The following is a 26,655-nucleotide window of genomic DNA, read 5'->3' as shown; positions in this document are numbered from 1 at the left end:
TCCTTCAGCCGCGGACGGCTCCGAGCAACAGCCCGCGGGCGATGTACCGCTCGAGCACGATGGCGAGCGCGATCACCGGCCCGATCATGAGCAGGATGAGCACCGACATGTACCACCACTGCGGACCGCGCGTCGCGTTCTGGGCCGCCACCAGCAGCGGCATCGTCTGGGCCTTGGCGCTGCTCAGGAAGAGCGCCAGGAGGTACTCGTTCCAGGCGAGCACGAAGATGAAGAGAAAGGTCGCGACGAGCCCGGGGAGCGCCAGCGGCAGGACGATCCGCCAGAGGATCTGGTAGCGGTTGGCGCCATCGATCGCCGCACTCTCCTCGAGCTCGACCGGGATCGTCTGGAAATAGTCGCGGAGCAACCAGACGGCGATCGGCAGGTTGGCCGCGACATAGGCGATGACGAGCGCCGTCCGCGTGTCCAGCAGGGCTAGTCGTTGGAACAGGATGTAGATCGGGATCACGACCGCGACGGGCGGGAGCATGCGCTGGGAGATCATCCAGAAGGCGATGTCGGCGTTCCCCAACCTCGGCCCACCGACTCGCCGCAGTGCCGTCGCCCAGGCCAGCGCGAACGCGCCGAGCCCACCGGCGACGGCCAGTTGCCACGGGATGCCGAACTCGATGGCGACCGCGGCGAGCACCGCCCCAGCCAGGAAGGCGAGCACGCTCGCCAGCCGGACCCGGTAGGTGAACCGGCTCAGGCCGTAGGTGGCGGCAGCACCGAGGAGGAGCGTGAGGACGGAACTCGTGACACCGACGATCACGGTGTTGAGATAGGGTCGCAAGGTGTCGTTGCCGAGATCGACCAGGATATAGCGCCAGGCGTGGAGCGACGGCTGGAAGTCGAGGAAGGGCACGTACCTCGGTCCCTCGTTGACGTGGATCGGCAGCTTGAAGGCGGTGATCGCCAGCCAGTAGAGGGGGAACAGGACGACGAGGGCCCAGAGGAGCAAGACCGTATAGGAGACGACGAGTGCCAGTGGCCCTGGTCGAGTCGGGGTGGTGCGCCAGCGCAGTGCCATGCCGGTCCTCCCTCAACCCAGTGTCGTCAAGCGCCGGTGGAGCACGCGCACGTAGGCGATGCCGATGAAGGTGACGACGAACAGGAGCGAATAGGCGACCGCTGCGGAGGTGCCGTAGTCGAGCGAGCGCCAGAGCACGTAGGCATGCAGCGTCAGCGACTCCGTCGCCGTACCAGGTCCGCCACCGGTCAACACTTGCGGCATGTCGAAAATCTTGAACGCCTCGATGAGGCGGATCAGGACGACCGTGCTGGCCACCGGCGCGATCTGCGGCAGCGTGATGTGCCAGAAGATCTGCCAGGGGCTGGCACCGTCGACGATCGCGGCCTCGATCGGCTCGGGCGACTGGCTCTCGAGCGCAGCCAGGAGCACGATGAACATGAACGGCGTCCACTGCCAGAGATCGCCGATCATCACCGCGATCCGCGCCCCCCAGGGATCGTTCACCCAACTCACGTTCGCATAGCCGAGCCAGTTGGCGACCGGCGCGAACGGCCCCTTGCCGGTATCGGTGAGCATCCGGAAGGTGTAGGCGACGCCGACCGGGGTGATCATCATCGGCAAGAGGAAGACGACGCGGAAGAAGCGTCGTCCCGGGAGTTGCTGGGCACAGAGGACAGCCAGGAGGAGCCCGACCAGGAACTGGAGCGCGACACCGCCGAAGACGTAGACCCAGGTCACGACCAGCGTCCCCGGACGCCCACCGGTGGCGGTCGTCCGCACGACGAGCCAGAGCGCGAGCAGTCCGGCGACCGCGACGATGCTGTGCCCGAGGAGACGGAGGGGCGTGACCGGCTCGGCCCGGAGCGAACGCCAGAGCAGGAAGACGAAGACCGTAGCCAGCGCGAGGAAGACGAGCCAGCCGGCCAGGCCCAGGTTCCCGAGCCGGCCGAGAAAGTGCTCCTGTTCCGAACCGACGAACAACTTGCGGTAGTTGAGCAGCCCCACGAACCGGAAACGGAAACCGCCGGCGACCGGCTGGAAGCGCGCCAGCGAGAGGTATAGGGAGAAGAGCAAGGGGAAAACCGAGAGCGCCAGGATGACCAGGACAGCCGGAAGCACGAGGACTGCCCCAGCCTGGCGGTCCGCCCAGGTCACCAGGCGGTCACGGGTGAGGGGGACGCGGCGGGCTGCCTGCACCGCCGCATCCCCACGCGCAGGCGTCGTCTCGATAGGTCGCGTGTCGCGCACGGCCGAGCCTTTCCTAACGGATGCTCAAGCTCGCCCGGTAGGCCTGCTTCTGCTTCTCGCGACCGAGTTCGTCGGTGATCTCGTTCCACCCCTTGGTCAGCTCTTCCATGGCCTGCTTCGTCGTCAGCTCGCCAGCGAGGTAACGCGAGAGGACCGTGTCCAGCACCACGCCCTGGTACCGTTGTGCGCCAGGAATCCGGAGGTCGAGCACCATGTTCGGGCTGTTCAGACTCTCCTTGATCGCTCCGAGATAGTTCTTCGCAGCCGCCTCGCTCATACCCGCCTTGATCCAGAGGTCGAGGTTCTCGAACTGCGAGATCCGGTAGGGGTTGAAGCCAGTCTTCCCGATCGTGACGTCGACGTTGGCCTGAGCCGGCTGGCTCATGTAGGAGAGGAACGCGTAGCCGGCGTCCTTCACCTTGGCGGGCGCGTTCTTGTTGATCGCACCCGACCAACCGCCGAAGGCTGCGTAGGGTGCGTGGTTCACGCCGTTGATCGCGTGCGGGCAGGTGTTCTGGTCACAGGCGACGAGCTTGCCGGTCTTGCGGTCGAGCACTTCCTTGGTACCGGGCAGGATGATCGCGCCGACCTTGTCCTTGACTTTCGACTGCTCGGGATCGATCGCCAGCGTACCGATATCGCCCCAGTCGATCGTCAGCGCGCAACGACCAGTGACGAAGGCGGAGCGGCTGTCGCCGACGTCCCAGTTCAGCTCGTCCGGCGGGCCGTACTTCCCGGTCTCTTTGTAGATTTCCAGTGCGCGTTCCAGCGCCTGGTTGTTGGTCAAGGGCTCCATGGTGTCGACGTCGAAGAACGCGCCTTGCTGCGTCCCCTGGCTCTGGAGGAAGGAGGCGGCGATCGACCAGAACATCCAGTAGCTCTGGGCACCGCGCCGCTTGGCGATCCCGGAGCCGAAGTCGGGGACGCCGTCACCGTTGAGGTCCTTGCCGTGGAAGTGCTGGGCGATCGCCAGGTAGTCCTCCCAGGTTTCGGGCGGCTTGAGCCCTTCGGCTTCCAGGAGGTCGGAGCGGTAGTAGGCCATCTGGAAGTCGCCGTCGAGCGGAATGGTGTAGATGCGCCCACCGTACGTCGCACTGAAGTTGCGGAAGAAGGGCGCGATGTCGTCCCACTGCAACGCGGGATCGGCCTCGACGCGCGGCGTGAGGTCTTCCAGATACCCTGGCTCGACGTAGTCAGCCATCCACTGCGGTGCGAAGACGATCACGTGGTAGCTGTTCGTGCCGGTCGTGAAGTCGGTGAGGATCTTCTGGTAGAGGTCGGCGAAGGGTACCGTGATCACGTTGATCTTGGCCCCTGTCAGTTTCTGGAACTCCGGAGCCCGTCGCTGCAGCGGCTCAGCGATCTGTGGTCCGGTGAAGGTGATCACGTTGACCTCGACGCCGTCGAAACGCTGCCCGGTGCCGGCTGTTCCACCGGTCGTCGCGGGAGTCGGCGTCGCCTGCTGGCCGCCGCGACAGGCGGCGAGCAACGCCGACCCGGCGAGAGCAGAGACACCCAGAAACCGTCGACGCGAGAGCATCCTCATGGCGCGACCCTCCTCCTCTCGAGATCCTCGATCACCTCAGCGCCCTCTGCCGTTACCATGTCATAGTACCCGAGGCGAAGCGACAGCTCCGTGGCCGCCCGCCGGGCTGCGGCGGTCAGCTCGTCGATCCGCTCCGGCGCGATCCGCGTGACCGGCACCGAGATACTGAGCGCCGCGACGACGGTTCCCTGGGCGTCCCGCACCGGCGCACCGAAACACCAGACATCGGGGAGTGTTTCCCCACGGTCGATCGCATAGCCGCGCTGGCGCACCTGGGCGAGCTCGCTTCGCAACGTGTCAGGATCGGTGATGGTGCGCGGTGTCAGCGCGACGAGCGGTCCGGCAGCGAGCAAGCGTTCCAGCTCCTCCGGCGGAAGCCAGGCGAGGAGACACTTCCCCAGGGACGTCGCGTGTGCCGGGAGCCGCGTCCCGACCTCCGACGCCAGCCGCACCCACTGCGTGCCTTCTTGCTTCCCGATATAGAGCACGTCGCGGCCCTGCAGGATCGCGAGCTGGACCGTCTCGCCGAGCTCGCGGGCCAGCGGTCGGGCGACCTCGCCGAACGCCCGCAGGAGGTCGCTCTGCCGCGCATAGGCGCCGGCCAGCGCGAGGAGATGCGGTCCCAGGCGATACCGCTTCGTCGCTCCGTCCCGCACCAGCAAGCCCGCCTCGACCAGCGTGGCCAGGACCGCATGGAGCGTGCTTTTCGGCTCGCTGGTCTCGCGGGCGAGTTCGCTGAGCGTCAGCCCTTCGCTCGCGCGTGCCAGTGCATCGAGTGTAGCGACCGCCCGGAAAACAGCTGGCGAACGTGCAGGCATCCGACCGCTCCTCGTCGTGTCGTTCGTTATCGCGAACGCTGTTCCGGGTCTCGAACTACCCCCATCCTACTGCGCCGTTCACTCGGTGTCAATATCCCCAGCGTTCCGGAGACGAACGGAGCCTGCTGGGCCCGTTCGAGCACCGCTCTTCCGGGCCGGGCGGCTGTGGTCTTGCCCGTCGGTGGACGTGCGATCGGCGACCGTCGTCGATTGGCCTCGTCCGGATTCCCCGGTAGGGGCGAGGCGTGCCGCGCCTGGCCGCGCCACAGGCACGGCAGTCGACCGCCCACGTTTCCGCACGCGGTCGCACACCCCTCACCCCCGGCTCGCGAGTGCTCGCCACCCCCTCTCCTCGCTTCGCCTGTAGGAGTGAGGCGTGTATCGCCTATGGGACACCCCTCACCCCCGGCGCTACCGCGGCACCCCCTCTCCCGCACCGTGCGGGAGAGGGGGCCGGGGGGTGAGGGGGGCTCCAGCGCGTGCCTCGCCCATCCACGCCGCAATGTGTGGGAACAGGGTCGGATTCCCGGGCCTGGCGGGCCGGGCGGGTCGGGCACGCCCGACCCCTACAGGGATCGACGGTGGTCGATCGGCTGCGGGTGGACGATGAGGCAGGCGACCGTCGGCGATCGACCACACCCGGTCGGGGCGACGCGTGCGTCGCCCCGCCTCGCCGCCAGGCGCGGGGATCGCACCGTGGTGCCAGGATGCCCGGTCGAATACCCCTCACCCCGCCTCGCTCCGCTCGGCGCCCCCTCCGGGTTCTCCCGGTGGAGGGGCGAGGTGTGCCGCGCCCGGCCGCGCTGCGGCAGCGGTCGATCCCGGCCCCCGGTACGCGTCGCGGGCCGTTGCTGGGCGCGATCGGGTATACTGACGACGTCGAAACGATCGAACGGATGGGCCAGTGAAACTCGTCATCGCGATCGTTCAGAGCGACGATGCTGACCGCCTGGTCAGCGAACTGGTCGACGAGGGGTTTGGCGTCACGCGGATCGCGAGCAGTGGGGCGCTCCTGCGTCGCGAGAACGTCAGCCTGCTCGTGGGAGTCGACGATCGCGACGTCCTGCGGGTCCTCTCCGTCATCCGACGGACCTGTCGCCGGCGCAAGGAGGTCGTGGTCCCGTACGCACCAGCGATGGAGCCCGGTCTGCTCTGGATGCCGGAGAACTTCGAGGTCGAGATCGGCGGCGCCACCGTCTTCGTCTTACCGGTCGAACGACTCGAGCGGATCGGGGACGATTGACAGGACGGACCTCGCCGGGTACGATTGAGCGAGACTCGAACATGGGTTCTACCCTGAGCATATCAGGAAGGCGGCGAGACGGATGGACCGGCAGAAAGCACTGGAACTGGCGATCTCACAGATCGAGCGCACCTTCGGCAAGGGCGCCATCATGCGCATGGGGGAGGACGCCTCGAAGCTCCAGGTCGACGTGATCCCGACGGGGGCGATCGCGCTCGACCTGGCGCTCGGCGTCGGCGGCATCCCGCGTGGCCGGATCACCGAGATCTTCGGCCCCGAATCGAGCGGAAAGACGACCCTGGCGCTGCACGTCATCGCTCAGGCGCAGAAGATGGGCGGCATTGCGGCCTACATCGATGCCGAGCATGCCTTCGACCCGGTGTACGCTGAGCGTCTCGGTGTCGATCTCGACAACCTCCTGATCTCCCAGCCGGATACCGGCGAGCAGGCGCTGGAGATCACCGAGACGCTGGTCCGCTCCGGCGCGGTCGACGTGGTCGTGATCGACTCGGTCGCCGCGCTCGTCCCCCGTGCCGAGATCGAAGGCGAGATGGGGGATGCGCACGTGGGGCTGCAAGCGCGCCTGATGAGCCAGGCACTCCGGAAGCTCACTGGTGCGATCAGCCGCTCGAAGACGGCGGTGATCTTCATCAACCAGCTGCGCATGAAGATCGGCGTGATGTACGGGAATCCGGAGACGACGACGGGCGGAAACGCGCTGAAGTTCTACGCCTCGGTCCGCCTCGATATCCGCAAGGTCGATGCGATCAAGGAAGGGAACGAGACGGTCGGCACGCGCGTCCGCGTCAAGGTGGTCAAGAACAAGGTGGCCCCACCGTTCCGCCAGGCCGAGTTCGACATCATGTACAACGAGGGGATCTCGGTGGCTGGCAACTTGTTGGACGTGGCGACCGACCTCGGCATCATCCGCAAGAGCGGTGCCTGGTACTACCTGGGCGAGGAGCGGCTCGGGCAAGGCCGCGAGAACGCCAAGGCGTTCCTGAAAGCCAATCCGGACCTCATGCGGGAGATCGAGCAGCGGATCCGGCAGGCTGCCCCGGAGCTACGCGGGCGCATCCACTACGACGGCAGCACCGGCGAAGAGAGCGAGCCCGAGGCCGCAGCCACCTCGCTCTTCGACGTGTGAGGCGCCCAGACCGGTGGTAGCTCGAACGAGAGGACGGGGGGATGGGGGATGCGAGCGTCCTCGAAGTTCATGAGTTAACGAAGCGGTTCGGTGAGCGAACGGCAGTCGATGGAATCTCCTTCACGCTCGGCCCCGGTGAACTCGTCGGGCTCCTCGGCCCCAACGGCGCAGGGAAGACGACGACGCTCTCGATGATCGCAGGACTGGTCCGGCCCACCGCGGGCCGGATCGTCTTGTTCGGGCGCCCACTCGATGCGGACCGGCGCGTGCTCCGCCGGGTCGGCCTGATGCCGGAAGTCGCCAGTTTCTACCCCTATCTCGATGCCCGGCAGAACCTGCGGGTGATGGCGCACGTCTACGGTGCCGACCACCGCCAGATCGATCCCCTGATCGAGCAGGTCGGACTCACCGAGCACGCGAACCGCCCGTTCCGGACCTACTCGCAGGGGATGCGCCAGATGCTCTCGCTCGCCAACGCCTTGCTGGGCGACCCCGATCTGCTGCTCCTCGACGAGCCGACCAACGGGCTCGATCCCTTCGGCCAGCAGCGGGTGCACCAGTTGCTCAGGGACCTGGCTGCCCGCGGCAAGACGGTGGTCCTCTCGAGCCACCTCCTGCACGACGTCCAGGAACTCTGTCAGCGGGTGATCATCATCCATCGCGGCAAGGTTCTGGAGGACAGTCCGGTCGAGCGGCTGCTCCGACCAGGCGAATTGCGCGTCCTCGTCCGCACCGTCGCTGACGACCGGGCACTCGTCCTGCTGAGCGGGCCGGCGCGTCCGGACTGGATCACCGGCGTCGACCGGCACGACGACCACCTGGTCGTCCACCTGCCGGCCGAACGGGTGCCGGAGCTGAGCGCCTTCCTCGTCCAGCACGAGCTCTACCTCCGCGAGCTGCGGCCGGTCGAGGGGGACCTCGTCTCGACCTTCGTCGAGTTGACCAGCCGCGCGGCGCCAAGAACGGGGGAGTGAGGGGTGGGAGACCTGCTGGCCGCCGAGTTCTTCAAGCTCCTGCGCCGGCCGATGACCTGGATCACGCTGGTGATCCTGGTGGCGATCATGGTGACGCTGCGCGGCCTGCTGATCGCCCTCTCCTTCGTCTCCCTGCCGACCGCTGGGCAGGACCAGGCGATGGCGAGCGACCTCTTCGAAAATCTGGTCACGCTGCCGGGTGCGCTCGCCGATACGTTCAATTTCATCCCCAGCATCGGTATCTTCGGCGTGCTCGTCGTGGCAGCGAGCAATGCCGGTACCGAGTTCGCCTGGGGCACCATCGTCCCGCTCCTCTCGCGCGGTGCCTCGCGGTCGCAACTCGTCGCCGCGAAGGTGATCGCGCTCCTGGTCATGACGGTCGCCTACCTCCTCGTGACGGTGCTCGTCGGCATCCTCCTCGGAGCCGTCGCGTCGCAGCTGCACCTGGGACATGTGCCGCTCGGCTGGCTCACCGAGCAGTGGGGCGACGTCCTCCTGTCGCTGTTGCGCTCCTTCTGGGCTACCGTCCCCTACATCCTGGGCGCGATCGCCCTGGCTCTCCTCTTCCGCTCTTCCGCACTGGCGATGGGGATCGTGCTGGCTTACGTCTTCGTGGAGCAGGTGGGGTTCAGTATCCTGCAGCTGCTGCGCCCCTCGGTCGAGGGGACGAGCCTCTCCTGGATCTTCACTGTCCTGGACTGGACGTTGCTCGGCCAGAACGCCTCGGCGCTCCAGTCGCTCAACTCGCGGGCTTTCCTGCCGGCTGACCTGAGCGGGCAAGCGGCCGCCCCCGACCTCCACCCCTGGCGAGCCACGCTCGTCCTCGCCGTGTACAGCGTGCTCTTCCTCGCCGTCGCCCTGCGGGCGATCCAGCGGGATATCGGCACCCGCCCGGTGAGCAACTGAGCGCGGAGCCGACGCGCAGCATCCAGAGTCGCTCCGCGAACCCCTCGTTCTCGTGCACTGCACGAGGAGGTAGCCGAGTCGCTCTGTGTTCCGGATGGGCTCGCCACGCGGCTGGTCGCTCGACACCACCGCTCGCGGATGTCTCGCGGTGCGGTCTCTGTGCAGTGCACCTCCCCGCGACGTAGGATTGCTGGCCGGCTGGCGCGGGCGGCCGAGAGCCTTCCAGGCAGCCAGCGTGCCGGCTTCGAGCGGATCGAGCCGAGCGACCGCCTCGCCGCGACGCGACGCTCGACGACTGGGTATGGAGCGAGCCAGTGCGCTTCGAGGGGTAGGACGCGACATGGTACTCGCTCCCGAACGAGCGCCGGAAACGCGCACCGATCCCGCTCCAGAACGAGTGCGTCGCTCGCTCTGGCATCCGGTGATCCTGGCACAAGCGCTGCTCCTCGCGCTCGTCTTCCGCCTCTGGTTCGTCCACCAGACCTCCTTCCCCTTGAACGACGGTGGGCTCTTCTGGGCGATGGTCGACGACCTCGAGCGCGCGCAGTTCCGGTTACCGGTCTTCACGAGCTACAACCAGGCGCGCATCCCGTTCGTTTACCCGCCGCTCGGGCTCTACGTCGTGGCCTTCCTCGAAAAACTTGGATTCGCTCGGCTCGATCTGTTCCGGTATCTACCGACCCTGGTAACCGTGGGCAGCGTCGCCGCCTTCGCCGCGCTCGCGCATCGGATCCTCAGCTCGCGGCGGGCGAGTGCGGCGGCGACGGTGGCCTTCGCGCTCTTGCCGATGAGTTTCGCCTGGCCGATCATGGGCGGCGGTGTCACCCGGGCGTTCGGGCAGCTGTTCTCCATCCTGGCACTCCTCTGCGCTTACCGGCTGTACACCGGTGGCGGTCGCTGGCCGGTGTTCGGCCTCGCCCTCAGCGCAGCAGCCACCGTACTGAGCCATCCGGAAGCGAGCTGGTTCCTGGCCTACAGCGTGCCGTTCTTCTGGCTCGTCCTGAGCCGGCGACGCGACACGTTCCTGTCCTCGCTCCTGGCGGCGCTCGGCGCGGTCGTTCTCGTCAGCCCGTGGCTGGTGACGGTCGTGGCGCGTCACGGCACAGCGGTCTTCCGGCCGCTGCACGACTCCGGCTGGTCTTTCCTGAGCGGGCTCGGCCGTCTCGCCCTGTTCGACGTCACGCGCGAGCCGGTCTTTCCGGTGCTGGGGATGCTCGCGCTCCTCGGCGTGCTGCACGAGTTCGGGCAGCGGCGGTATCTCTTGCCGCTGTGGCTCGTCGTGATCCCAGCGCTGCAAGCCCGTGCCTTCGACCAGCGTGCAGTGATCCCGCTCGCGCTCCTGGCCGGTATCGGGCTGAGCGAGGTCCTGTTGCCGCTCGTGGGGCAGGCACGGCTGCCACTCGACCGGCTCCGCCCGAATCACCGGCTGCGCACGCACGCTCTGCCGGACGGGGGCAGCCTGCATCCAGTACCGTGGTGGGTCGTCCAGCTCGCGCTCCTCGCCGTCATCCTCCAGTCGACGGTCGCGACGGCGCCAGCCTACCGGCCGCTGCTCACTGGGCTGACGCCGGACGACCGCGCAGCCATGGCCTGGGTCGCCGAGCACACGCCGTCGGGAGCACGCTTCCTCGTCCTGACGGGCGAGACCTGGTTCGGGCAAGACCGCGTCGCCGAATGGTTCCCCGCCCTCACCGGGCGAGTGAACCTCGCTGTCGTGCAGGGATACGAATGGCTCGGCGACTTCTCGGAGCGGATCGAAGCGGCAACGGCGCTGCAGCTCTGCGCGAGCGCCGGGCGTGCCTGTCTGGAGCACTGGGCGGAGAGCCGGGGCATGACCTACGACTTCGTCTACATTGCCCGGCAGCCGTACTGGATCGACGGGCGTCGCTTCGAGCGCTTCGGGGCGCTGATCAGCGAGTTGCTCCGGAGTCCGGACTACCGCCTGGTGTACGACGGGCCGGGGGCGATCATCTTTCAGCACGCGGGAGGATCGTCGATCCCGTGACAGGGATGCGGTCTTGCCACCACGCTCGGACGCCCTCCCACCCACGGCGGACGCTCGGCCAGAGCACGATACCGAGCGCCACGAGATAGATGCACGTCACGACCCATACCGGCGCGTCGGCCGGATTCGAGCCGTTCCGGACGGGCGACTCGGACGCCAGCCGCCATCCCCAGTAACCGATCCAGCTCGCGACCGTGAGGAGGAGCGATTCCCGCCCGTTCCGCACGACCAGCCAGAGCGGCAACTGGTCGTAGAACCACAGGCGCTGCGGGAAGCACGCCATCAGCACGAGCAACCGGGCACGCGGGTCGCGCCAGCGGAGGAGCGCGAGCAGGAGGAACACGCCCGGGAAGACAGTCAGCGGCACGGGATAGCCGTGCTCGGTGCGGAGGTTGTGCAGCCAGCCGAGCGGCCAGAGCGGAAAGAGCGCCAGCGTGAGGAGCACGAAGAGCGCAGCCTGTTGCCAGCTCCGGCGGTCACCGTGCGTCAGGAGAACCGGTAGGCCGATACTCGGCTTGCACACAGCGAGAAAGGCGAGACCCGGAGCGAGCGCGCTGGCCACGACGAGCGGTGACCACTGGGCGACCGTCGCGGCGACGTAGAACGGGGCACTCAGGAAGAGCGGTAGGAGGTACCAGCGCCGCGAACGTGCGATGCCGTAGGCGAGGAGCGCTGCACTGCAGCCGAAGAAGAGCGATCCGGCGAGCCAGGCTGGGAACAGTGCGAACGGAGCGGCGATGACGACTGCCGTCAACGGATAGAGCAGCGGCGCATCGAACGGGTAGGGGAAGATCGGGTCGAGCCCTGGATCGCGATAGGGATTCTGTCCCTGGGCGAGCAAGCGAGCGGCGCGCCAGGCCCAGGTGAAATCACCGGCGTAGCCGCCTCGCTGGTGCAAACCGGCGGCACTGATGACCGCAGCGATGACACCGACCGCAATGGCCATGCCGAGAGGGGAAAGTCGTGCCCAGCGCCCCGAGCGCCAGAAGGGGAGAGTGTGTGCGAGACGTGCTCGGCAGGCGGCAGGAAATCGCTCGTCCGCCACTATGAACTCCCTTCCTGTAGCCAGGCGTTCACCGGAACCGGCAGTCTGCCTCCTGGCAACACACGACCCGAGTTCCTCCCTGCGCACGCGCTTCCACCTCGTGACCCCTCGAGCAGCTGTTTCAACGGCGAGGCGGCGCGCGTCGATGTCTCTCCTCGCCGGCATCTGGTTATAGCCATATGCAGGGCTGTGCGACCAGTGCCGGGTGCTGCCCGCTCGAGGCTCACCGGCGCTTCCGATCGAGCGTGCAGGGCCGGATCGTGCATGGCAGCTCCATCCGATCAGCGACCAGCCGGCCAGCGATGCGATGCCGGCAGAGCGGTCGAGCGCACGACGGTCGTGTGCCCCTGCGCGGCGAAACCTACCCCCAGTCGTCGCGGCACGCTCCGGGCAGACAACGACTCACCCGGGCAACGGGGAAGCAACGTCGGCTGTCCTGCAGCGAGGGGCGACTCGAAGCCGATCGAGTGCTGTATCCAGCCGGGGGCCGCGATCGCCAGCTCGTCGCGGGCAGCACGGGAACCACCGCCGGTCCGTCCAGCGACAGCGGGATCGACGGACTCGGTGCATCATTCGACGCTACACGGGAAAGAGACCGGAGACGCTCCGCGCGAGCGCAAGCAGCTCACACGAGACCTTCCAGTCGGAAACGACCGAAGCGGCGGTGGTCGAGAATGGAGGGCAGTCGTCGGATACCCGAAGCGCTGGTCCCTGAGACGAGAGCCTCACTCCCCAGGTCGAGGCTCGGGCCCCCAGACGGTCCGCTACGCGCCGAAACAGCCGATCGCGAGCGCGGCTCCGCTCGCTCCGCTGGGAGTCTCGGTGGAGAGCGGTTCGGGCGTCGCACAGCCGCTCCCGCGAGGCGTTGGTGCTCTCGTCCTCGGCCGGGTCTCCCCCGATTCGCTGGCCAGCTGCTCGATGCGCAGCATCGGGCAGACCACCCGCGACACGGACTCACCCGTCGAGCCGACGCTGGCACGCGAGGCGGCCGCACGCCTCCACGCGCTGGTTGCGAACTCGATCGCGAACTCGACGCACGCGCCCAGGGCTGGCGGCGTCCGCTGGCCGTGTCGCCGGCGGGGGGTTCGGTTCGAACGGGTGTCTGACCACCGTTCGACCCCCGGTTCTCGCTCCGGGGCGTGCGGGAGAGCGGTGCCCTTCCCGGTCAGTTTCCTCGTCCTGGCGGTGCCGGCGGAGGGACTCGAACCCACACGGGGTTGCCCCCAGCGGTTTTTGAGACCGCCGCGTCTGCCGTTCCGCCACGCCGGCTCACGAGGCTCGGGCGAGCCTCTTCCAAGTATACCCGATTTTCCCGATATTCCGCTCCCGATCGACCGCTCGCGCGCCCGTCAGGATCTCGCTGCTGTGCCGCACCGATCCTGTCGCGTCGACCGGCGGCAAGCCCCCCTCTGCCCACCGCCCGCACCGCCGCAACCGCCGACGCTGCTCCCGCTCGTCGCTTCCGCACCAGCTCCCTCGACTCCGCTCCGTGTAGTCACCACCTCCCTGCCGGTACACCGAGATCCAGCCGCGCACCGACCCGCCGACGCTCGCTGCGCTGACCACCCCAGGCGGACGAGACTCCTCGATCCGTTCCGCCTTTCTGGTGCCCCTCAGGCGCGCGCCCGTCCGACCAGCTCCCTCGCCTCGGCGCCCCGCCTGGCCTCGCTCCCGGACACTGCTGCCGTGTCCTCGGACGCAGCCAACCCTTGGCCACTGCTGTCCGGCGAAAGCCGGCCCAGGGCCCGCGCCGCTTCCAGCGCCAGGTAGAGCGTGGCCAGCTCGCTCACCCGATCGACCCGGCAGCCGGTCAGCTGCTCGATCCGCCGCACCCGGTAGACCAGCGTCTGCCGGTGGATACCGAGTGCCCGTGCCGTCGCGCTCCACGATCCATCGTGTGCCAGGAAGGTCGCGAGTGTCCGCACCAGCTGCGTCCCCTGTCGCGCATCGTGCGCCTCGAGCGGGCCGAGTACCCGGTCGACCAGCTCGCGGGCTGCCTCCACGCTGAGTGGCCAGTGTCCGGCACCGAGCACCCCCTCGCCGAAGCGTGCGAGCCGCTGCCCGTCTGCGAGACGCTCGAGCGCCCAGCGCGCCTCGACCATCGCTTCGGGAACGCGCGCCAGTGTCCGCACCGGTTGACTGGCCCCCATCCCTGCCGCCGTACCCACTCGCTCGATGGCGACGAGCGCAGGCTCGGGGAGGAGCAGATATGCCAGGCTGTCGCGGCGCAACGCCACATGCGGTATACCGAGCGCCGCCAGCTCGTCCTGGAGTTCCGGCAGCACGCGATCGGAAGCCGTCACCGCGACGACGACGTAGGGTGGCTCGGGGAATCCGTGCTCGCGCCGGAGAAGCTCCAGTGCCAACTCGCTCGGCAAGCGCCCGTCCGCGAGGTGCGCGAACAGTTCACTTCCGAAACGATACTGCCGCTCTCGTTCGGCGCGCTCGCGCTCCAGGGCGAGCGCCAGCACCGTCGCGACGTGCCGGAGCGTGACGATATCGCGCTGCACCGGCATGCGCTGTGGGACGACGAGGAACACTGGCCGGTGCGTCGGCACGGCCAGTGCCACTGTCCCTGCGCCCGCCTCGCTCACTTGCAGCACAGCGGGCAGCTGTCCGGGGGGATACCGCTCGATGACCCGCCGCAGCGGCTGGACGAACGCCGCATCACCGGCCCGGTCGCTCGGCATCAGGACGCGACCCGAGGCCGGGTCGACGACCGCCAGGCGGGCACCGACGATCCGTTCCAGCCGGCCGATCAGCTCGGTCTCGTCTAACTCGCCGTGCACGACGAGGCGCGCCACATCATACACCTGTACCGTTTGGCGCAGCCGCCGGTGCTCTTCCTCGAGGTTAGCGTCGGCGACTACCCGCGAGACAGCGACGAACGGCACTTCGTAGGCCGTCAGCATGACCGGCAACGCCAGCCGGTCGGCAGCAGAAAGCATCTCCGGTGAGAGCGGTGGCGCCTTCATTCCCTCGCAGATCATCAGGCCAGCTAGTTGCGCTCGTGCCAGCCGCTCCACATAGGCGACCTGCCCCGCTGGATCGCGCGGCAGCCCGATCCCGACGGTCATGACCAGCTCGCCTCCGCAGAGCCAGACTGTCGGGTCCTCCAGCTCGCAGACGTGCGCCCACGTCACGACACGATCGACCCCACCTGCGCCAGCGATCAGGCGCGTCTTGAGATCGGGCCGCTCGAGCAATTCCCGCACCGTGATCGGCATCGCTGCACCTCACCGGACATCCGTCGTTGGGGCTTCATACAGTTGTCTGAACGCGCACAGCAGAGGCTAGACGCTCGACGTATTGCATGTCACCGATCGACCGGGTATACGTGACAAAGGATACCCGAAACGGTCAGTTCGACGAAGGGATCGATCGGAACCGGTCCGATCACTCGCGAGAGGAGCCGTCGATGAACGTTCAGGCATCCCCGATCGTCCCCACCCTACCAGGTCGCTTCTACGCGAGCCCGGAACTCTACCGGCGCGAGCAGGAGCGCATTTTCGCCCAGCTGTGGACCTGTGTCGGCCTGGCAGCAGCACTCCCGCAAGCCGGTGACTACCTCACCACCGAAGTGGCCGGCGAGCCGATCCTGGTCGTCCGCGGGCAGGACGGCCAGCTCCGCGCCTTCCTGAACGTTTGCCGGCATCGCGGTGCCCGGCTGTGCACCGAGCCGTGCGGGCGCTTGGAATCGCGGGTGATCCAGTGCCCGTATCACGCCTGGAGCTACGCGCTCGACGGGCGTCTGATCGGTGCGCCGAACATGCGCGACGCTGAAGGATTCTCGCCAAGTGCCTACGGCTTGCTTCCGGTCGCGCTCGCCGTCTGGGAAGGGATGATCTGGGTCAACCTCGCGAGCGACCCGCCCCCGGTCGAGTCCCAGCTCCTGCCGCGTGTCGTCGAGCGGCTCGGCGACCCGGCGATCTTCCGGCGCTACGGTATCGGCGAGCTGCGGATCGGCGCGACCGTCACCTACGACGTGGCCGCGAACTGGAAGCTCGTCGTCGAGAACTTCATGGAGTGCTACCACTGCGCCGTCGTCCACCCGGAACTGAGCCAGCTGGTCCCGAGCTTCCGCGCTGGCTATGCCTACCAGCACGGCGTCGGCGCGACCTTTGCCGAGGGAGTGGAAACACTGACGCTCACCGGCAAGCGCACCCGGCCGCTCTTGCCCGGTCTCCGGCCGGAGGACGACCGGACCTACTACGGCATGGTCCTCCTGCCGAACGTCTTCGTCAACCTCCACCCGGACTACGTCCTCATCCACCGGTTGGAGCCGCTCGACGTCGGGCGCACGCGCATCGTCTGCGACTGGCTCTTCGCGCCCGATGTCGTCGAATCACCCGATTTCGACCCCAGCGATGCGGTCGACTTCTGGGACCTCGTGAACCGCCAGGACTGGGCGATGTGCGAGCGCTGCCAGGCGAGCATGCACTCACGGGCCTACGCGGAGGGCGGCATCTTCGCGCCGATCGAGTCGCACATCCGGCGCTTCAACGACTGGGTGCTGGCGCAGCTGGGCGAGGACGCGTGAGGAATGGTCTGGTGGACTCCGCCGGGTTCGGGAACAGTGAAAGGAGCAGTGGCTGATGCCTTCCTCTGATGTCCTCATCATCGGTGGCGGGAACCTCGGCCTCTGGACCGCCTATCACCTCGCCAAGCGCGGCGTGCAGCGGATCGCGGTCTGCGAGCGCTACTGGGCCGGCTTCGGCGCCACCACGCGCTCGGCTGGCATCGTGCGCCAGCAAGGTGGTTCGGAGACGGCCGTCAAGCTCGGCAAGTGGTCGCGCCAGCTCTACCAGGAGCTCGGGCGCGAGCTCGGCCTCGGCAGCGGTTTCGTCGAGGTCGGCTATTATGTCCTCGCCTCGACACCCGAGGAACGTGCCGCCTTCCTCGACCTCGTCGAGCTGCGCCGGCGCTGCGGTATCGAGAACGTCTGGCTGGAACCGGACGAGCTGGCCCAGCGACTTCCCTTCGTCGATTGGAGCCGCTACCTGGGTGCGACCTACACACCGGACGACGGCTTCGTCTACCCGCACATCGTTGCGCGCAACATCACCTACGCGGTCCTGCGCGCTGGCGTCGCGCTCTTCGAGGAGTGCGAGGTGCAGGAGATCGAGCCGCTCCCTAGCGGCTATCGCGTCCGTACCACGCGCGGCACCTTCGAGGCCGAGCGCGTGGTCAACGCGGCCGGACCGCGCGGTGCACGCCGCATCGGCGAGCTCCTCGGCATCGAGGTACCGGTCTCGGCCGCCCGTCACCAGATCGTCAGCTTCCCTACTCGCCCTGCCGAGCTGCCAGCGAACTTTCCGATGCTCTTCGTGCTGGCCAAGGGATACTACCTCCGGCCTGACGAGCAGGGCGTGCTGCTCGGCATGAGCAATCCGGAGGAGCAGCCCGATCCGACCGAACGGTTCCTGCTCGAGTTCGACTGGGACTACTTCGAGCGCCTCAAGCCGGACTGGGAAGCGACGATCCCGGCCCTGAAAGGGCTCCCGGTCGGTCGCGCCTGGACCGGTTCGATCGACTACACGCCGGACCACCTCCCCATCATCGACGAGCCGCGGCACGGCTTCTACGTCCTGGCTGCCGGTGGTCACGGGATGATGTGGGGCCCAGCACTGGGGATGAAGATGGCCGAGCTCGTCCTCGACGAGCGCGTCAGCGAGCTCCCGGCCGAGGAGATCCGGCTCGATCGCTTCCGCGAGCCCGGCAAGGTGCGCGACGCGATCGCGCTGCCCTTCCCGACGCGGTAGCGGGCGACGCGCGAACCGATACAGACCACGAAGCCGGTAGCGACGACAGCTCCCGACCGGCGAGAGGAGGTGCTTTCATGCCCGACCGCTCCGATGCACTGCTCCGCTTCTTCAGCCAGCAACACCGGCTGCGCCGACGTGCCTTCCTCGGTGGTGTGCTCGCCGCCACCACTCTCGCTGCTTGCCGACAGTCCCAAGCGACCCCGACACCGAGCGTCACCACGCCGACTGCTGGCGCAGCAGCGACGCCGACGCCGGCGACCGCGGCATCCGGCGAGCTCACCGTCCCCGGCTACGACGACCCCAACCGCTGGAAGGGACGGACGTTGGTCGTCACCTCCTGGGGCGGTGCGCTCCAGGACGCCCTGCGCAAGGCGATCTACCAGCCGTTCGCCCGGCTGACCGGCTGCCAGATCGTCGAAGATACGACCGACGAGGCCAAGCTGCGCACCATGGTCGAGTCGGGGAACGTCCAGTGGGACGTCGTCGACGTGGGGACCGAGTCGGTCATCCCGATGGGGCGCCTCAACCTCCTCGAACCACTCGACTACAGCAAGATCGACACCAAAGACATCTTCCCCGAACTGGTCCTCGAGCACGGCGTGGGGTATTACTACTATTCCACCTGTCTTGGCTACCGGAAGGACAAGTTCCCGAACAAGCCGCCCAACAGCTGGGCCGACTTCTGGGACGTCCAGGGCTTTCCCGGCGTGCGCGCCTTCCAGAAGTACGCGCAATGGGGGCCGATCGAGGCGGCGCTCCTGGCCGACGGCGTCCCGATCGACCAGCTCTACCCGCTGGATATCGACCGTGCCTTCCGCTCGCTCGACCGGATCAAGCCGCACATCACCGTCTGGTGGGAATCCGGTGCACAACCTGCCCAGCTCCTGACGGACGGCGAGGTCGACCTGACCGATGCCTGGATCGCCCGCATTCAGTTCCTCATCGAGCAGGGGAACACCCAGCTCGGGTACACCTGGAACCAGGGGCGGCTCTCCAGCGACTCGCTCGTCATCCCACGCGGCTCCAAGAACGTCGACGTGGCGCACGACTTCATCAACTTCGCGCTGCGGCCGGAGGTGCAGCGTGCCTTCGCCATGATCTATCCGGACGGCCCAGCCAACCAGCGGGCGTTCGAGGCGCTGCCACCCGACGGCGTCGCGGTGCTGCCGAGCGCGCCGGAGAACAAGAAGCTGCAGGTCTACCCGGACTACCAGTGGTGGGCCGACCACCTGGACGAGGTCGTCCAGCGGTTCAACGCCTGGGTCACGAGCTGAGGCGACAGGCCCTGCACCAGCCGGGACACAGCGCGCCCGGCCGAAGACCCTCCTCACCCCCGCCGCTTCCGCGGCACCCTCGCCGCGTGTTCCTCGTCGGGGCGAGGCGTGCCGCGCCCGAGGAGACACCCCTCACCCCCGGCTCGCTGGCGCTCGCCACCCCCTCTCCCGCGGTGTGCGGGAGAGGGGGCCGGGGGGGTGAGGGGTGCATGCCTGCCGCGCGTGGGCATGCGTCCCGGGTCGGTGGTCCTGTTCCCGGCCCTGATGGGCCGGCTGGGTCACGCACGCGTGACCCCTACAGGGGCGACGGTGGATCGCAGGGGCGCCGGTAGCCGTGCGATCGGCGACCGTCGCCAGCCGACCAGACCCGGTAGGGGCGAGGCGTGCCTCGCCCGTCCGCGCCGCAGGCGCGGAAACAGGGCCAGGTTCACCGGGCCTGGCGGCCCGAGCGGTTCGGACACGCCCGACCCCGACGGGACGTTTCGGCGTTCCCTCTCCCGCACGCCTCGGGTGAGGGGGCTTCGCAGGTCACGCAGGCGTCGCGCCGACGGGGATCGGCCGTGGTCACTCGTCCCGAACACGCTGCCCCGGAACCGGGACAGCGCTGTCCCGACCGCCGACCTGCTACCATACGACAGGTGAGCACGAGGATCGGGAAAGGGGGACCGGAGATGACGACGACCGATCTCCTGATCACCACGACGCCGGTCGTCGAGGGCCGGCCGGTCAAGCAGTATCTCGGGGTGGTGACCGGCGAGGCGATCCTCGGTGCCAATATCTTCCGCGACCTCTTCGCCAGTATCCGCGACATCGTCGGCGGCCGCTCCGGCGCCTACGAGAAGGAGCTGCGCAAGGCACGCGAGATCGCCTTCCAGGAGATGGCCGAGGCCGCCCGCCAGCTCGGCGCCAACGCGGTGATCGGTGTCGATATCGACTACGAGACGATCGACATGGGTGGCAGCAACATGCTCATGGTTACCGTCTCCGGAACGGCCGTGCGCCTTTGAAACCGAGCTGGTCATATCCGTTCCGCCGTGCCGCTCGGATGCAGCAGGCGAGCACGGTGATCTTCCGCGATTTACTGCCCGCAACGCCCAAACGGGCACGTGTCCTGGGCGATGCGTCTGCTCCATGGGTCAGCCACGAGGAGAGCTGGCGCGCACCGTCTCTGCAGCCCGAACACCCGACCGGCCTGCCGCCACAGGGCGCCTGGTCGCTCCCCCAGCGTCGCTCACGCCAGTAGCTCGGCGATGCGGCGGTGGGCCTGGCGCAGCGACCAGACCACCTGATTCTGCCCGCGTACGAGGTGCGTCCGCACCCGGTGCCAGCGGTCGCTTTCCGGCTGGAGGTGCGGCAATTCCAGCGCTGGGGCCAGTTCCGGCACCGGCGGGATCGGCTCGGCTGGATCGTGCCGGAACCGACCGCGCCGCACATAGTCGACCGGCACCAGATGCCGCGCCAGTCCCCGCTGCATCGCGTTCACCCGCCGCACCTCGGGATCGTCGGCCGGTCGGTCGAGCAACGTCGCCGTATGCTCGTAGAAACGGTCGAGCGCCGTGAGGAGCATCCCAGCCGCCTGCAGGGCCGGGCGGAGATCGAACGCCTCCCCGGCCGCCTCCTGGTATCGGTGCACGTGCGCCTCGATCTCGCGCACCGTCGCGCGGAAATCGAACGGGTGCACCGGCGCGTTGAGCAGGCGCAGCACGACCGCCGCGTAGACGCGCATATCGCGCAAGAGGACGTCCGGATCGGCGACCTCCAGCGTGTCCTCCTCGGTATGCCAGACGATATTGCCGCCGCATCCCCCGACCGGGTAGTACCCCTTGGCCCGCCGCACCTCCTCCGGCATGGTGGAGGAGAGCATCAGGCAGCCAGTGATCCCGAGGTTGGTGAACGAATAGTCGCCAGCTCGCGGTGGCCGGGCCATCGTCGCCTCCAGTCCGGTCACGTCGCGGATCACCGTGCGCACCAGCGCCGCCGCCTCGGCCATCGCCGCCACGTCGCGGTACTCGGTCGCCCCCCGGCAACCGGGCGAGTCGCAGTTGACGTGTGCCACGCAGTTGGGCACGAGATCCTGCGCGTGCGCATCGGCGTACCAGGTCGATCCGGCGTAGCGACCGTGCGAGTGCCCTGACCACCAGGCGATGCGCAGCGTCCGCACCAGCTGGTCCCGGTGCTGCCAGAAGACGCGGGCCAGCTCGAGCAGCGTCGCGTCACCGGTTGCGTTGTCGCCCACCCCGACGTGCCAGGAATCGAGGTGCGCGTGCAGGAGCACGAACTCGTCGGCCGCCTGCGTGCCCGGGATCTCGGCGACCAGCACCGGAATCGGCCGCCAGCCGGTCTCGACGGCGGTCGAGAAGGCGACCGTCACCGGGCCGCGAGCGGCCAGTTCCCGCAGCGCTTCCCCGTCCGGCCGGGCGATCGTCACCACTGGCACTGCTGGCACCGTCTCCTCGGCATCGAGGTCAGGCGAGCCCCAGGAGGTCGTCGCGATCCCCTCGTGGATGGCCTCGCCCGGATGGACGAAGACCGCCCCGACTGCCCCGGTCGCCGCCCAGCGCACCGCTTGCGCGGCGAAGCCGAAGCCATCGACCAGCACCACCTTGCCCCGCAAGTCGGGCAACGCACCAGGCACCGCGCCGCCGAAGATCCCCTCCAGCCCAGCCGCCTGCTCGGCCGTGACCGGGACGAGTTCACCGACCACTTCCGCCCCGTCCGTCGAGGGAGAGAAGGCGAGCGTCTTGGCCCGGATCGGTCGCGGCTCCGGCGACACGACCCGCAACGTCGCGTAGACCGGCGTCGAAACCAGACAGACGGGCCAGAAGACCCGGTAGGGCACGCCCCAGCGGTCCAGCCGCTCGATGAGGTAGTCGAGCGCTTCGCGTTCCTCCGGACTCCCCGAAAGGCGTACCAGCTGAGCGAACGTCTCGACCGCCGCCCACGGCTCCTCCAGGCTGATCGCCGACAGGATCCGCTGCTCTGCTTCCGGGTCGCGCCAGGCGGTATGCATCCGCGATCCTCCCCTTTCGCGCGTCGCGTCTGAGGAGCAGTATACCGGCGGCCAGGCCGTTGCCGCGCAGCGATGCGGCGAACCGCAGTCGTCCGCCTGGCCGATTCCCCGGTCGGGTCGACGCATGCCGCACCTGGAGGCACATCCCTGACCCCGGCGCCGGCGCTCGGCACGCCGGCCCGCTCCCCCTGTCGGGGCGCGGCACGCCGCGCCCGAACGTTCGCCTGCCCCGGCCGTACCGGGCCTGACGGCCCGGCCGGGTCAGGCACGCCTGACCCGGAGGGTCACGCACGCGTGACCCCTACGGGATGGCGGTGGTCGATGGGGGCCGGTGGGCGATCGGCAGGCGACCGTGGCCGAATGACCCATTTTCGTCGGGGCGACGCGTGCGTCGCCCGGTTGGACACCCCTCACCCCCGCCGCTGGTGCGGCACCCCTCTCCCGCACACCGCGGGAGAGGGGCCGAGGGTGAGGGGGCTCGCGGCGTGTCGCGCCGCGAGGTGCGGGAACGTGGCGGGTTTCCCGGGCCTGACGGCCCGGACAGGTCGGGCACACCCGACCCGACGGGTCACGCACGCGTGACCCCTATGGGATGGCGGTCGTCGATGCGGGCCGGTGGGCAGTGCGTGTGCCACCGGCCCTGACCGCCACACATCGTAGGGGCGCGGCGTGCGGCGCCCAACGTTCGTTGGATGGGCGACGCGTGCGTCGCCCGGTCGGACACTCCTCACTCCCGTCTCGCTCCGCTCGGCACCCCCTCTCCCGCGCGGTGCGGGAGAGGGGGACGGGGGGCTTGGCGGGTCAGGCACGCCTGGCTCCCTACGGGGTTTCGGCTCCGTTCCCACGATCGCGGGGCAGGGGCCGGGGGATGAGGAGACTGCGGGTCGGGCCTGCCCGACCCCGACCGGGCGCGTTTCTCACTCGCGCGCGCCACCCCGCGGCTGTCGCTCGCGCTCCGCCTCCGGCATCTCCCGGGCCAGCATCCGCCAGTACCAGGCAGCCGCCTCGGTCCGTGAGCGTACCCCCAGCTTGCGGTAGAGCCGCTCCAGGTGCGTACGGACCGTTGCCTCGCTTACCCCCAGCTCCTGGGCGATCTCCTTGTTGCTCGCGCCACGGGCGACCAGCTCCAGCACCCGCCGCTCGCGCGGGCTCAAGCGCACCACCGGTGCGGGATCTGCTGGTCGTTCCGGCTCGGCTGCTCCGGGTACTGGCTGCCGTGGTTCCGCTGACACCGGTACACTCGGCTGCGCGTACACCTCGCCCGGCAAGAGCAACGCTGCGCCCAGCAGCGCTGCCAGCGCCAGAGCCGCACCGGAGGGCGGATGGACACCGCCCAAGAGCGGCGTGACCACGAGACCCAGACCGATCGCAGCGGCCATCGCCGCCAGCCCCGCGCCGTAACTCGTCGGCCAGTCCGGCTCGTCACCCAGCCGGGCCCACCAGCCGACGTCGACGAACGCCCAGCAACCGACCAGGAGCGCCGCCAGGAGCGGGCCGAGCAGCGACCAACCGAGTCCCCAGCCCAGGGCTGCCAGCCCGAGCGCCGCCAGCCCTATCCGGATGGTCGTCCCGCGCCCCAACCGGTCAGCCAGCCAGGCAGCAACACCGAGCAGCACGAGGTACGGCACCACCCCGAGCGGGTTGCCACCGAGTCCGGGCAGAACCAGGCCATAGGTGATGCCCCCGACCAGGTAGGTGGCACCGACGGCCGCCACGAGCCGCGGAGGCAGCGGCCCGACCGGCGCGCCGGTGGCAGGGCGCACGAGCCACCCGCCGAGCACGGCGATCAGCGCCGCCGCGACGGCACCAGCCCGGAGCAGCAGCGGCGAACTCCCCGCGTGCAGCACCAGGAGCGGCAGGTTGGCCAACGCGGCACCGGCGGCCACTGCCCACGGGCGCTGGCGCGGTGACAAGGCGGCGAGCGCGCCGGCACAGGCCAGCACCGGCACGGCCGCGAGCGCCCCAGCGACCACCAGGAACGCACCCCGCCCAGCTGGCCAGAGCGCCTGCACCAGCGCGGCGGCACCGAACACCGCAATGACCGGCCAGAGTCGTGTCCCCCAGCGCCGGAGAGTCCAACCAGCGACGAGCAACCCCAGACCGTGGGCGACCGCGGCCCCGCTCACCCAGCCGGTCGCGGCACCAGCGGCCGGACCGAGCGGCACCAAGAGCAGCCACGCGAAGACCAACCCGAGCCCGAGAGCTGCCCGACCCGGCTCCCGCACTCCAGCCTGCCCCTTCACGTGCCGGAGAGCCGACCGATACGACCCTATTCTTTCTCCAGCCGACCGTGTCCGTCAAACGACGGACACTGGCCGTCCGCCCGATCGGACCGCTCGACCGCTGTCCCCCGAATTGCGGATACGTCCAGCTCCCTCCATCCCCCGAACGACGGACAGACACTGCACTCTGGAAGTCGTACATAGCCAGTGCACGGACGCGTCGGTGCACGACATGGCCGGCGGAGAGGCGGGCGATGGAAGCGAGACGGGCCGCCGGTTTCACGGACGGCGAGCGCAGCGGGAGCGAGTACCGCCGGGCAGCCGCCAGAGCGGGCGAGCTGGCCGGCCGTCCTCTTGCCCTCTCGCGCGGGCCGCCCGCCGAATCGCGCCCGGATGGTCGCTCGTGCCCGTCGCGGCAAAAGGGGGTCACTGACCGGCGGGGTATCCGATTTTCCTCGCCGGTCAGTGTGTTCGCGGGCATGGTACACCGAGTGCGCCTAAAGAAAAACGCGCGGAGCACTGGGGGACGGAGCGCTCCGCGCGCCAAGGGAAGGGAAGGGATTGGGGTGCGGGCCGGGTAGCGGGGGTGCTCCCGCCCGCCAAGACAAAGGATACCACTCGACAGAAGTCGTTGCCAAGGTGGCACCGCCCTTTCCTCCGCAGCGAAGTCGGCCGGTCGCAGTGCGGTGGAGCAGGGGCATGCTCGGACGGAGTGCAATCACCCGCTGGCTCCGGTGAGCCGGAGAATTCGACACGCGCCACCGGATGCCGTGCTGACCACGCTACCTGCTGGCGTCACTGTTCAGCGTGCCGGGAGCACGAGCGCCCGCGCCCCGATATTGACCACCAGCGCGAGCGCGAGCAGGACGAAACCGAGCGCGAGCGCCAGCGCGAACTCGCCGCGGTTCGTCTCCAAAACGATCGCCGTCGTCAGGATCCGCGTCTGTCCCAGGATGTTCCCACCGACCATGATCGAGGCGCCGACCTCTGAAATGGCCCGCCCGAAGGCGGCGGCTGCGGCGAATCCCACCTGTGGCAACGCCGCCCGCACCAGCTCCCAGCCGGTCCGGAACGGCCCGGCACCGAAGACCCGCAGCGCGTCCACCAGCTCCTGGTCGAGCACCTCGATCGCAGTGCGCGTGACACCGGCCGCGATCGGCCAGGCGACGATCCACTGGGCGAGTATCATCGCGGCCGGAGTGTAGAGCAGCCCCAGAAAGCCGAAGGGCCCGCTCCGCCAGAGCAAGATCGTGACCACCAGCCCGACCAGCACGGGTGGCAAGCCCATACCGGTGTTCACCGCCAGGCTGAGCGCTTCCCGGCCCGGAAAGCGCCCGACCGCCAGCGCCACACCGAGCGGCACCCCAGCGACCACGGCCAGCAGTGTCGCGCAGCCGGAGACGACCAGCGTCCGCCAAACGACCTCGCGCAGCTGCGGGTCCCCGCGCAGGATCAGCTGGACTGCACCGACCAGCCCGTCCCAGAAGAGTTCCATCGCGCTCCTCGCTCAGGGCGCCGGTGTCGCCCTCGGCTCGATCGCCGGTCGGAACAGCGGCTCACCGTACCGGTCAGCACCGAAGCGCGCGATGATCTGCTGTGCCTCCGGTGAGACCAGGAAGCGCGCGAACGCCTCGGCGCCAGCCGCGTTGACGTGCGGGAACTTCTCCGGATTGACCGTGATGACGTGATACTGGTTGACCAGCTTCGGGTCACCGGCACACAGGACCTCGAGCTGGAGCCTGGACCGAAAGGCCAGATAGGTCGAGCGATCGCTCAGCGTGTAGGCCCGCTTCTGGTCGGTGAGGACGAGCGTCCGCCCCATCCCCTGGCCGGAGGTGACGTACCAGGGCTGCCCGGACGGGTCGATCCCCGCTTCCTTCCACAACCGCTTCTCCAGGAGGTCGGTCCCCGAGCGGTCGTCCCGGCTGACCCAGGTCGCGCCCGCGGCGGCGATCCGCTGCAGGCATGCCAGCACCGACGTCGTGCCGCGCACACCAGCCGGGTCGTCCGCCGGCCCGACGACCACGAAATCATTGGTCGCAACCAGCCAGCGGAGCTTCCCGTTCCCTTCGGCCATGAAGCGCTCCTCGGCATCCGGCGCATGGACGAGCAGGACGTCCGCTTCGCCGCGACGCCCGAGCTCCAGCGCCTGCCCCGTCCCGACCGCGGTGACCCGCACCACGTAGCCGGTCTCCTCCTGGAAGCGCGGCAGGAGCGCGTCGAGGAGCCCGCTGTCCTGCACGCTCGTCGTCGTCGCCAGGAACACCGTCTCCTGGCCCGGTACTGCGGTCGGCAGCCGTTCTGCGGTCGCCGTGGCCGCCGCGGTCGGCTGGACGACGGGCGCGCTCGCCGCCGGCCCGGTCGCCGTCGAGGCCGGGGTGCCCGCACAGCCGGCGAGCACGATGGCTACCAGGAGTACCCACCAACACCCAGCTCGCACTGCGCTTCTCCTCACGCCCAGGTGCTTCCCACCGCCTCG

At 69.0% G+C, this 26,655-nt stretch carries 20 protein-coding genes and 1 tRNA gene; 10 read left to right on the top strand and 11 right to left on the bottom strand.

Annotated elements, in window-relative coordinates:
* Positions 1 to 4 precede the first annotated feature (4 nt).
* The 4 genes from OO015_RS04840 to OO015_RS04825 are packed head-to-tail and all read right to left on the bottom strand — an operon-like array spanning position 5 to position 4,585.
* The gene (locus tag OO015_RS04840) at positions 5 to 1,030 is read right to left on the bottom strand and encodes a carbohydrate ABC transporter permease (RefSeq protein WP_265940102.1); all 1,026 of its coding nucleotides are present in this window, start codon (positions 1,028 to 1,030) and stop codon (positions 5 to 7) included.
* A gap of 12 nt (positions 1,031 to 1,042) precedes the next feature.
* Positions 1,043 to 2,221, bottom strand: coding sequence for a carbohydrate ABC transporter permease (locus OO015_RS04835; RefSeq protein WP_265940101.1), 1,179 nt, complete (start codon positions 2,219 to 2,221; stop codon positions 1,043 to 1,045).
* Between the two features lie 13 nt (positions 2,222 to 2,234).
* Positions 2,235 to 3,767, bottom strand: coding sequence for an ABC transporter substrate-binding protein (locus OO015_RS04830; RefSeq protein WP_265940100.1), 1,533 nt, complete (start codon positions 3,765 to 3,767; stop codon positions 2,235 to 2,237).
* Positions 3,764 to 4,585: an IclR family transcriptional regulator gene (locus OO015_RS04825; protein WP_265940099.1), complete on the bottom strand. Its 822-nt coding sequence runs from the start codon at positions 4,583 to 4,585 to the stop codon at positions 3,764 to 3,766. The genes OO015_RS04830 and OO015_RS04825 overlap by 4 nt, the downstream gene beginning before the upstream one ends.
* 785 nt (positions 4,586 to 5,370) lie before the next feature.
* Between OO015_RS04825 and OO015_RS04820 the strand changes: the two genes are divergently transcribed.
* The 6 genes from OO015_RS04820 to OO015_RS04795 all read left to right on the top strand — a co-directional run bounded on the left by OO015_RS04820 (position 5,371) and on the right by OO015_RS04795 (position 10,860).
* Positions 5,371 to 5,493 (top strand): hypothetical protein, encoded by a 123-nt coding sequence (locus OO015_RS04820; RefSeq protein ID WP_265940098.1) that lies wholly within the window; start codon positions 5,371 to 5,373, stop codon positions 5,491 to 5,493.
* Entirely contained in the window at positions 5,490 to 5,828 is a 339-nt protein-coding gene (locus tag OO015_RS04815) for a cyclic-di-AMP receptor (protein WP_265940097.1), read from the top strand. Before OO015_RS04820 ends, OO015_RS04815 begins: the two co-directional genes overlap by 4 nt.
* Positions 5,829 to 5,910: 82 nt before the next feature.
* The gene (recA, locus tag OO015_RS04810) at positions 5,911 to 6,975 is read left to right on the top strand and encodes a recombinase RecA (protein WP_265940096.1); all 1,065 of its coding nucleotides are present in this window, start codon (positions 5,911 to 5,913) and stop codon (positions 6,973 to 6,975) included.
* A 41-nt stretch (positions 6,976 to 7,016) separates the two neighbouring features.
* On the top strand, positions 7,017 to 7,949 hold the full coding sequence (locus OO015_RS04805; protein WP_265940095.1) for an ABC transporter ATP-binding protein: 933 nt from the start codon (positions 7,017 to 7,019) through the stop codon (positions 7,947 to 7,949).
* 3 nt (positions 7,950 to 7,952) lie between these two features.
* Positions 7,953 to 8,855 carry an ABC transporter permease gene (locus tag OO015_RS04800; protein WP_265940094.1) on the top strand — a complete coding sequence of 301 codons (903 nt, stop codon included), beginning with the start codon at positions 7,953 to 7,955 and terminating at the stop codon, positions 8,853 to 8,855.
* Positions 8,856 to 9,195: 340 nt separating this feature from the next.
* Positions 9,196 to 10,860 carry a hypothetical protein gene (locus OO015_RS04795; protein ID WP_265940093.1) on the top strand — a complete coding sequence of 555 codons (1,665 nt, stop codon included), beginning with the start codon at positions 9,196 to 9,198 and terminating at the stop codon, positions 10,858 to 10,860.
* On the opposite strand, the gene OO015_RS04790 is transcribed toward OO015_RS04795, so the two are convergent.
* From OO015_RS04790 to OO015_RS04780, 3 genes are all read right to left on the bottom strand, one after another.
* A complete protein-coding gene (locus OO015_RS04790) occupies positions 10,823 to 11,905 on the bottom strand; it encodes a hypothetical protein (protein ID WP_265940092.1) in 1,083 nt (360 codons plus the stop codon). The two genes, OO015_RS04795 and OO015_RS04790, sit on opposite strands and share 38 nt — an antisense overlap.
* A gap of 1,186 nt (positions 11,906 to 13,091) precedes the next feature.
* Positions 13,092 to 13,174: transfer RNA gene (locus OO015_RS04785), tRNA-Leu, on the bottom strand.
* 344 nt (positions 13,175 to 13,518) lie between these two features.
* The gene (locus OO015_RS04780; RefSeq protein ID WP_265940091.1) at positions 13,519 to 15,132 is read right to left on the bottom strand and encodes a PucR family transcriptional regulator; all 1,614 of its coding nucleotides are present in this window, start codon (positions 15,130 to 15,132) and stop codon (positions 13,519 to 13,521) included.
* 191 nt (positions 15,133 to 15,323) lie between these two features.
* Here OO015_RS04780 and OO015_RS04775 point away from each other — a divergent pair, with 191 nt between their 5' ends.
* The 4 genes from OO015_RS04775 (at position 15,324) to OO015_RS04760 (ending at position 19,951) form a co-directional block, all read left to right on the top strand.
* Complete coding sequence (locus tag OO015_RS04775; RefSeq protein ID WP_265940090.1) at positions 15,324 to 16,445, top strand: aromatic ring-hydroxylating oxygenase subunit alpha; 1,122 nt, start codon at positions 15,324 to 15,326, stop codon at positions 16,443 to 16,445.
* Between the two features lie 55 nt (positions 16,446 to 16,500).
* Positions 16,501 to 17,667, top strand: coding sequence for an NAD(P)/FAD-dependent oxidoreductase (locus OO015_RS04770; RefSeq protein WP_265940089.1), 1,167 nt, complete (start codon positions 16,501 to 16,503; stop codon positions 17,665 to 17,667).
* A 77-nt stretch (positions 17,668 to 17,744) separates the two neighbouring features.
* Positions 17,745 to 18,944, top strand: coding sequence for an ABC transporter substrate-binding protein (locus tag OO015_RS04765; RefSeq protein ID WP_265940088.1), 1,200 nt, complete (start codon positions 17,745 to 17,747; stop codon positions 18,942 to 18,944).
* A gap of 671 nt (positions 18,945 to 19,615) precedes the next feature.
* Entirely contained in the window at positions 19,616 to 19,951 is a 336-nt protein-coding gene (locus tag OO015_RS04760) for a heavy metal-binding domain-containing protein (RefSeq protein ID WP_265940087.1), read from the top strand.
* A gap of 224 nt (positions 19,952 to 20,175) precedes the next feature.
* On the opposite strand, the gene OO015_RS04755 is transcribed toward OO015_RS04760, so the two are convergent.
* From OO015_RS04755 to OO015_RS04740, 4 genes are all read right to left on the bottom strand, one after another.
* Positions 20,176 to 21,954 carry a M28 family peptidase gene (locus OO015_RS04755; RefSeq protein WP_265940086.1) on the bottom strand — a complete coding sequence of 593 codons (1,779 nt, stop codon included), beginning with the start codon at positions 21,952 to 21,954 and terminating at the stop codon, positions 20,176 to 20,178.
* A gap of 917 nt (positions 21,955 to 22,871) precedes the next feature.
* Positions 22,872 to 24,179, bottom strand: a complete 1,308-nt coding sequence (locus tag OO015_RS14070) for a helix-turn-helix transcriptional regulator (RefSeq protein WP_323053842.1) — start codon at positions 24,177 to 24,179, stop codon at positions 22,872 to 22,874.
* Positions 24,180 to 24,978: 799 nt separating this feature from the next.
* The gene (locus tag OO015_RS04745; protein ID WP_265940085.1) at positions 24,979 to 25,671 is read right to left on the bottom strand and encodes an ABC transporter permease; all 693 of its coding nucleotides are present in this window, start codon (positions 25,669 to 25,671) and stop codon (positions 24,979 to 24,981) included.
* Positions 25,672 to 25,683: 12 nt separating this feature from the next.
* Positions 25,684 to 26,616, bottom strand: coding sequence for a substrate-binding domain-containing protein (locus tag OO015_RS04740; protein ID WP_265940084.1), 933 nt, complete (start codon positions 26,614 to 26,616; stop codon positions 25,684 to 25,686).
* Positions 26,617 to 26,655: the final 39 nt, after the last annotated feature.

It is taken from the genome of Thermomicrobium sp. 4228-Ro, from assembly GCF_026241205.1.
GTDB lineage: Bacteria > Chloroflexota > Chloroflexia > Thermomicrobiales > Thermomicrobiaceae > Thermomicrobium.
This window is presented reverse-complemented; position numbering and strand designations above follow the sequence as displayed.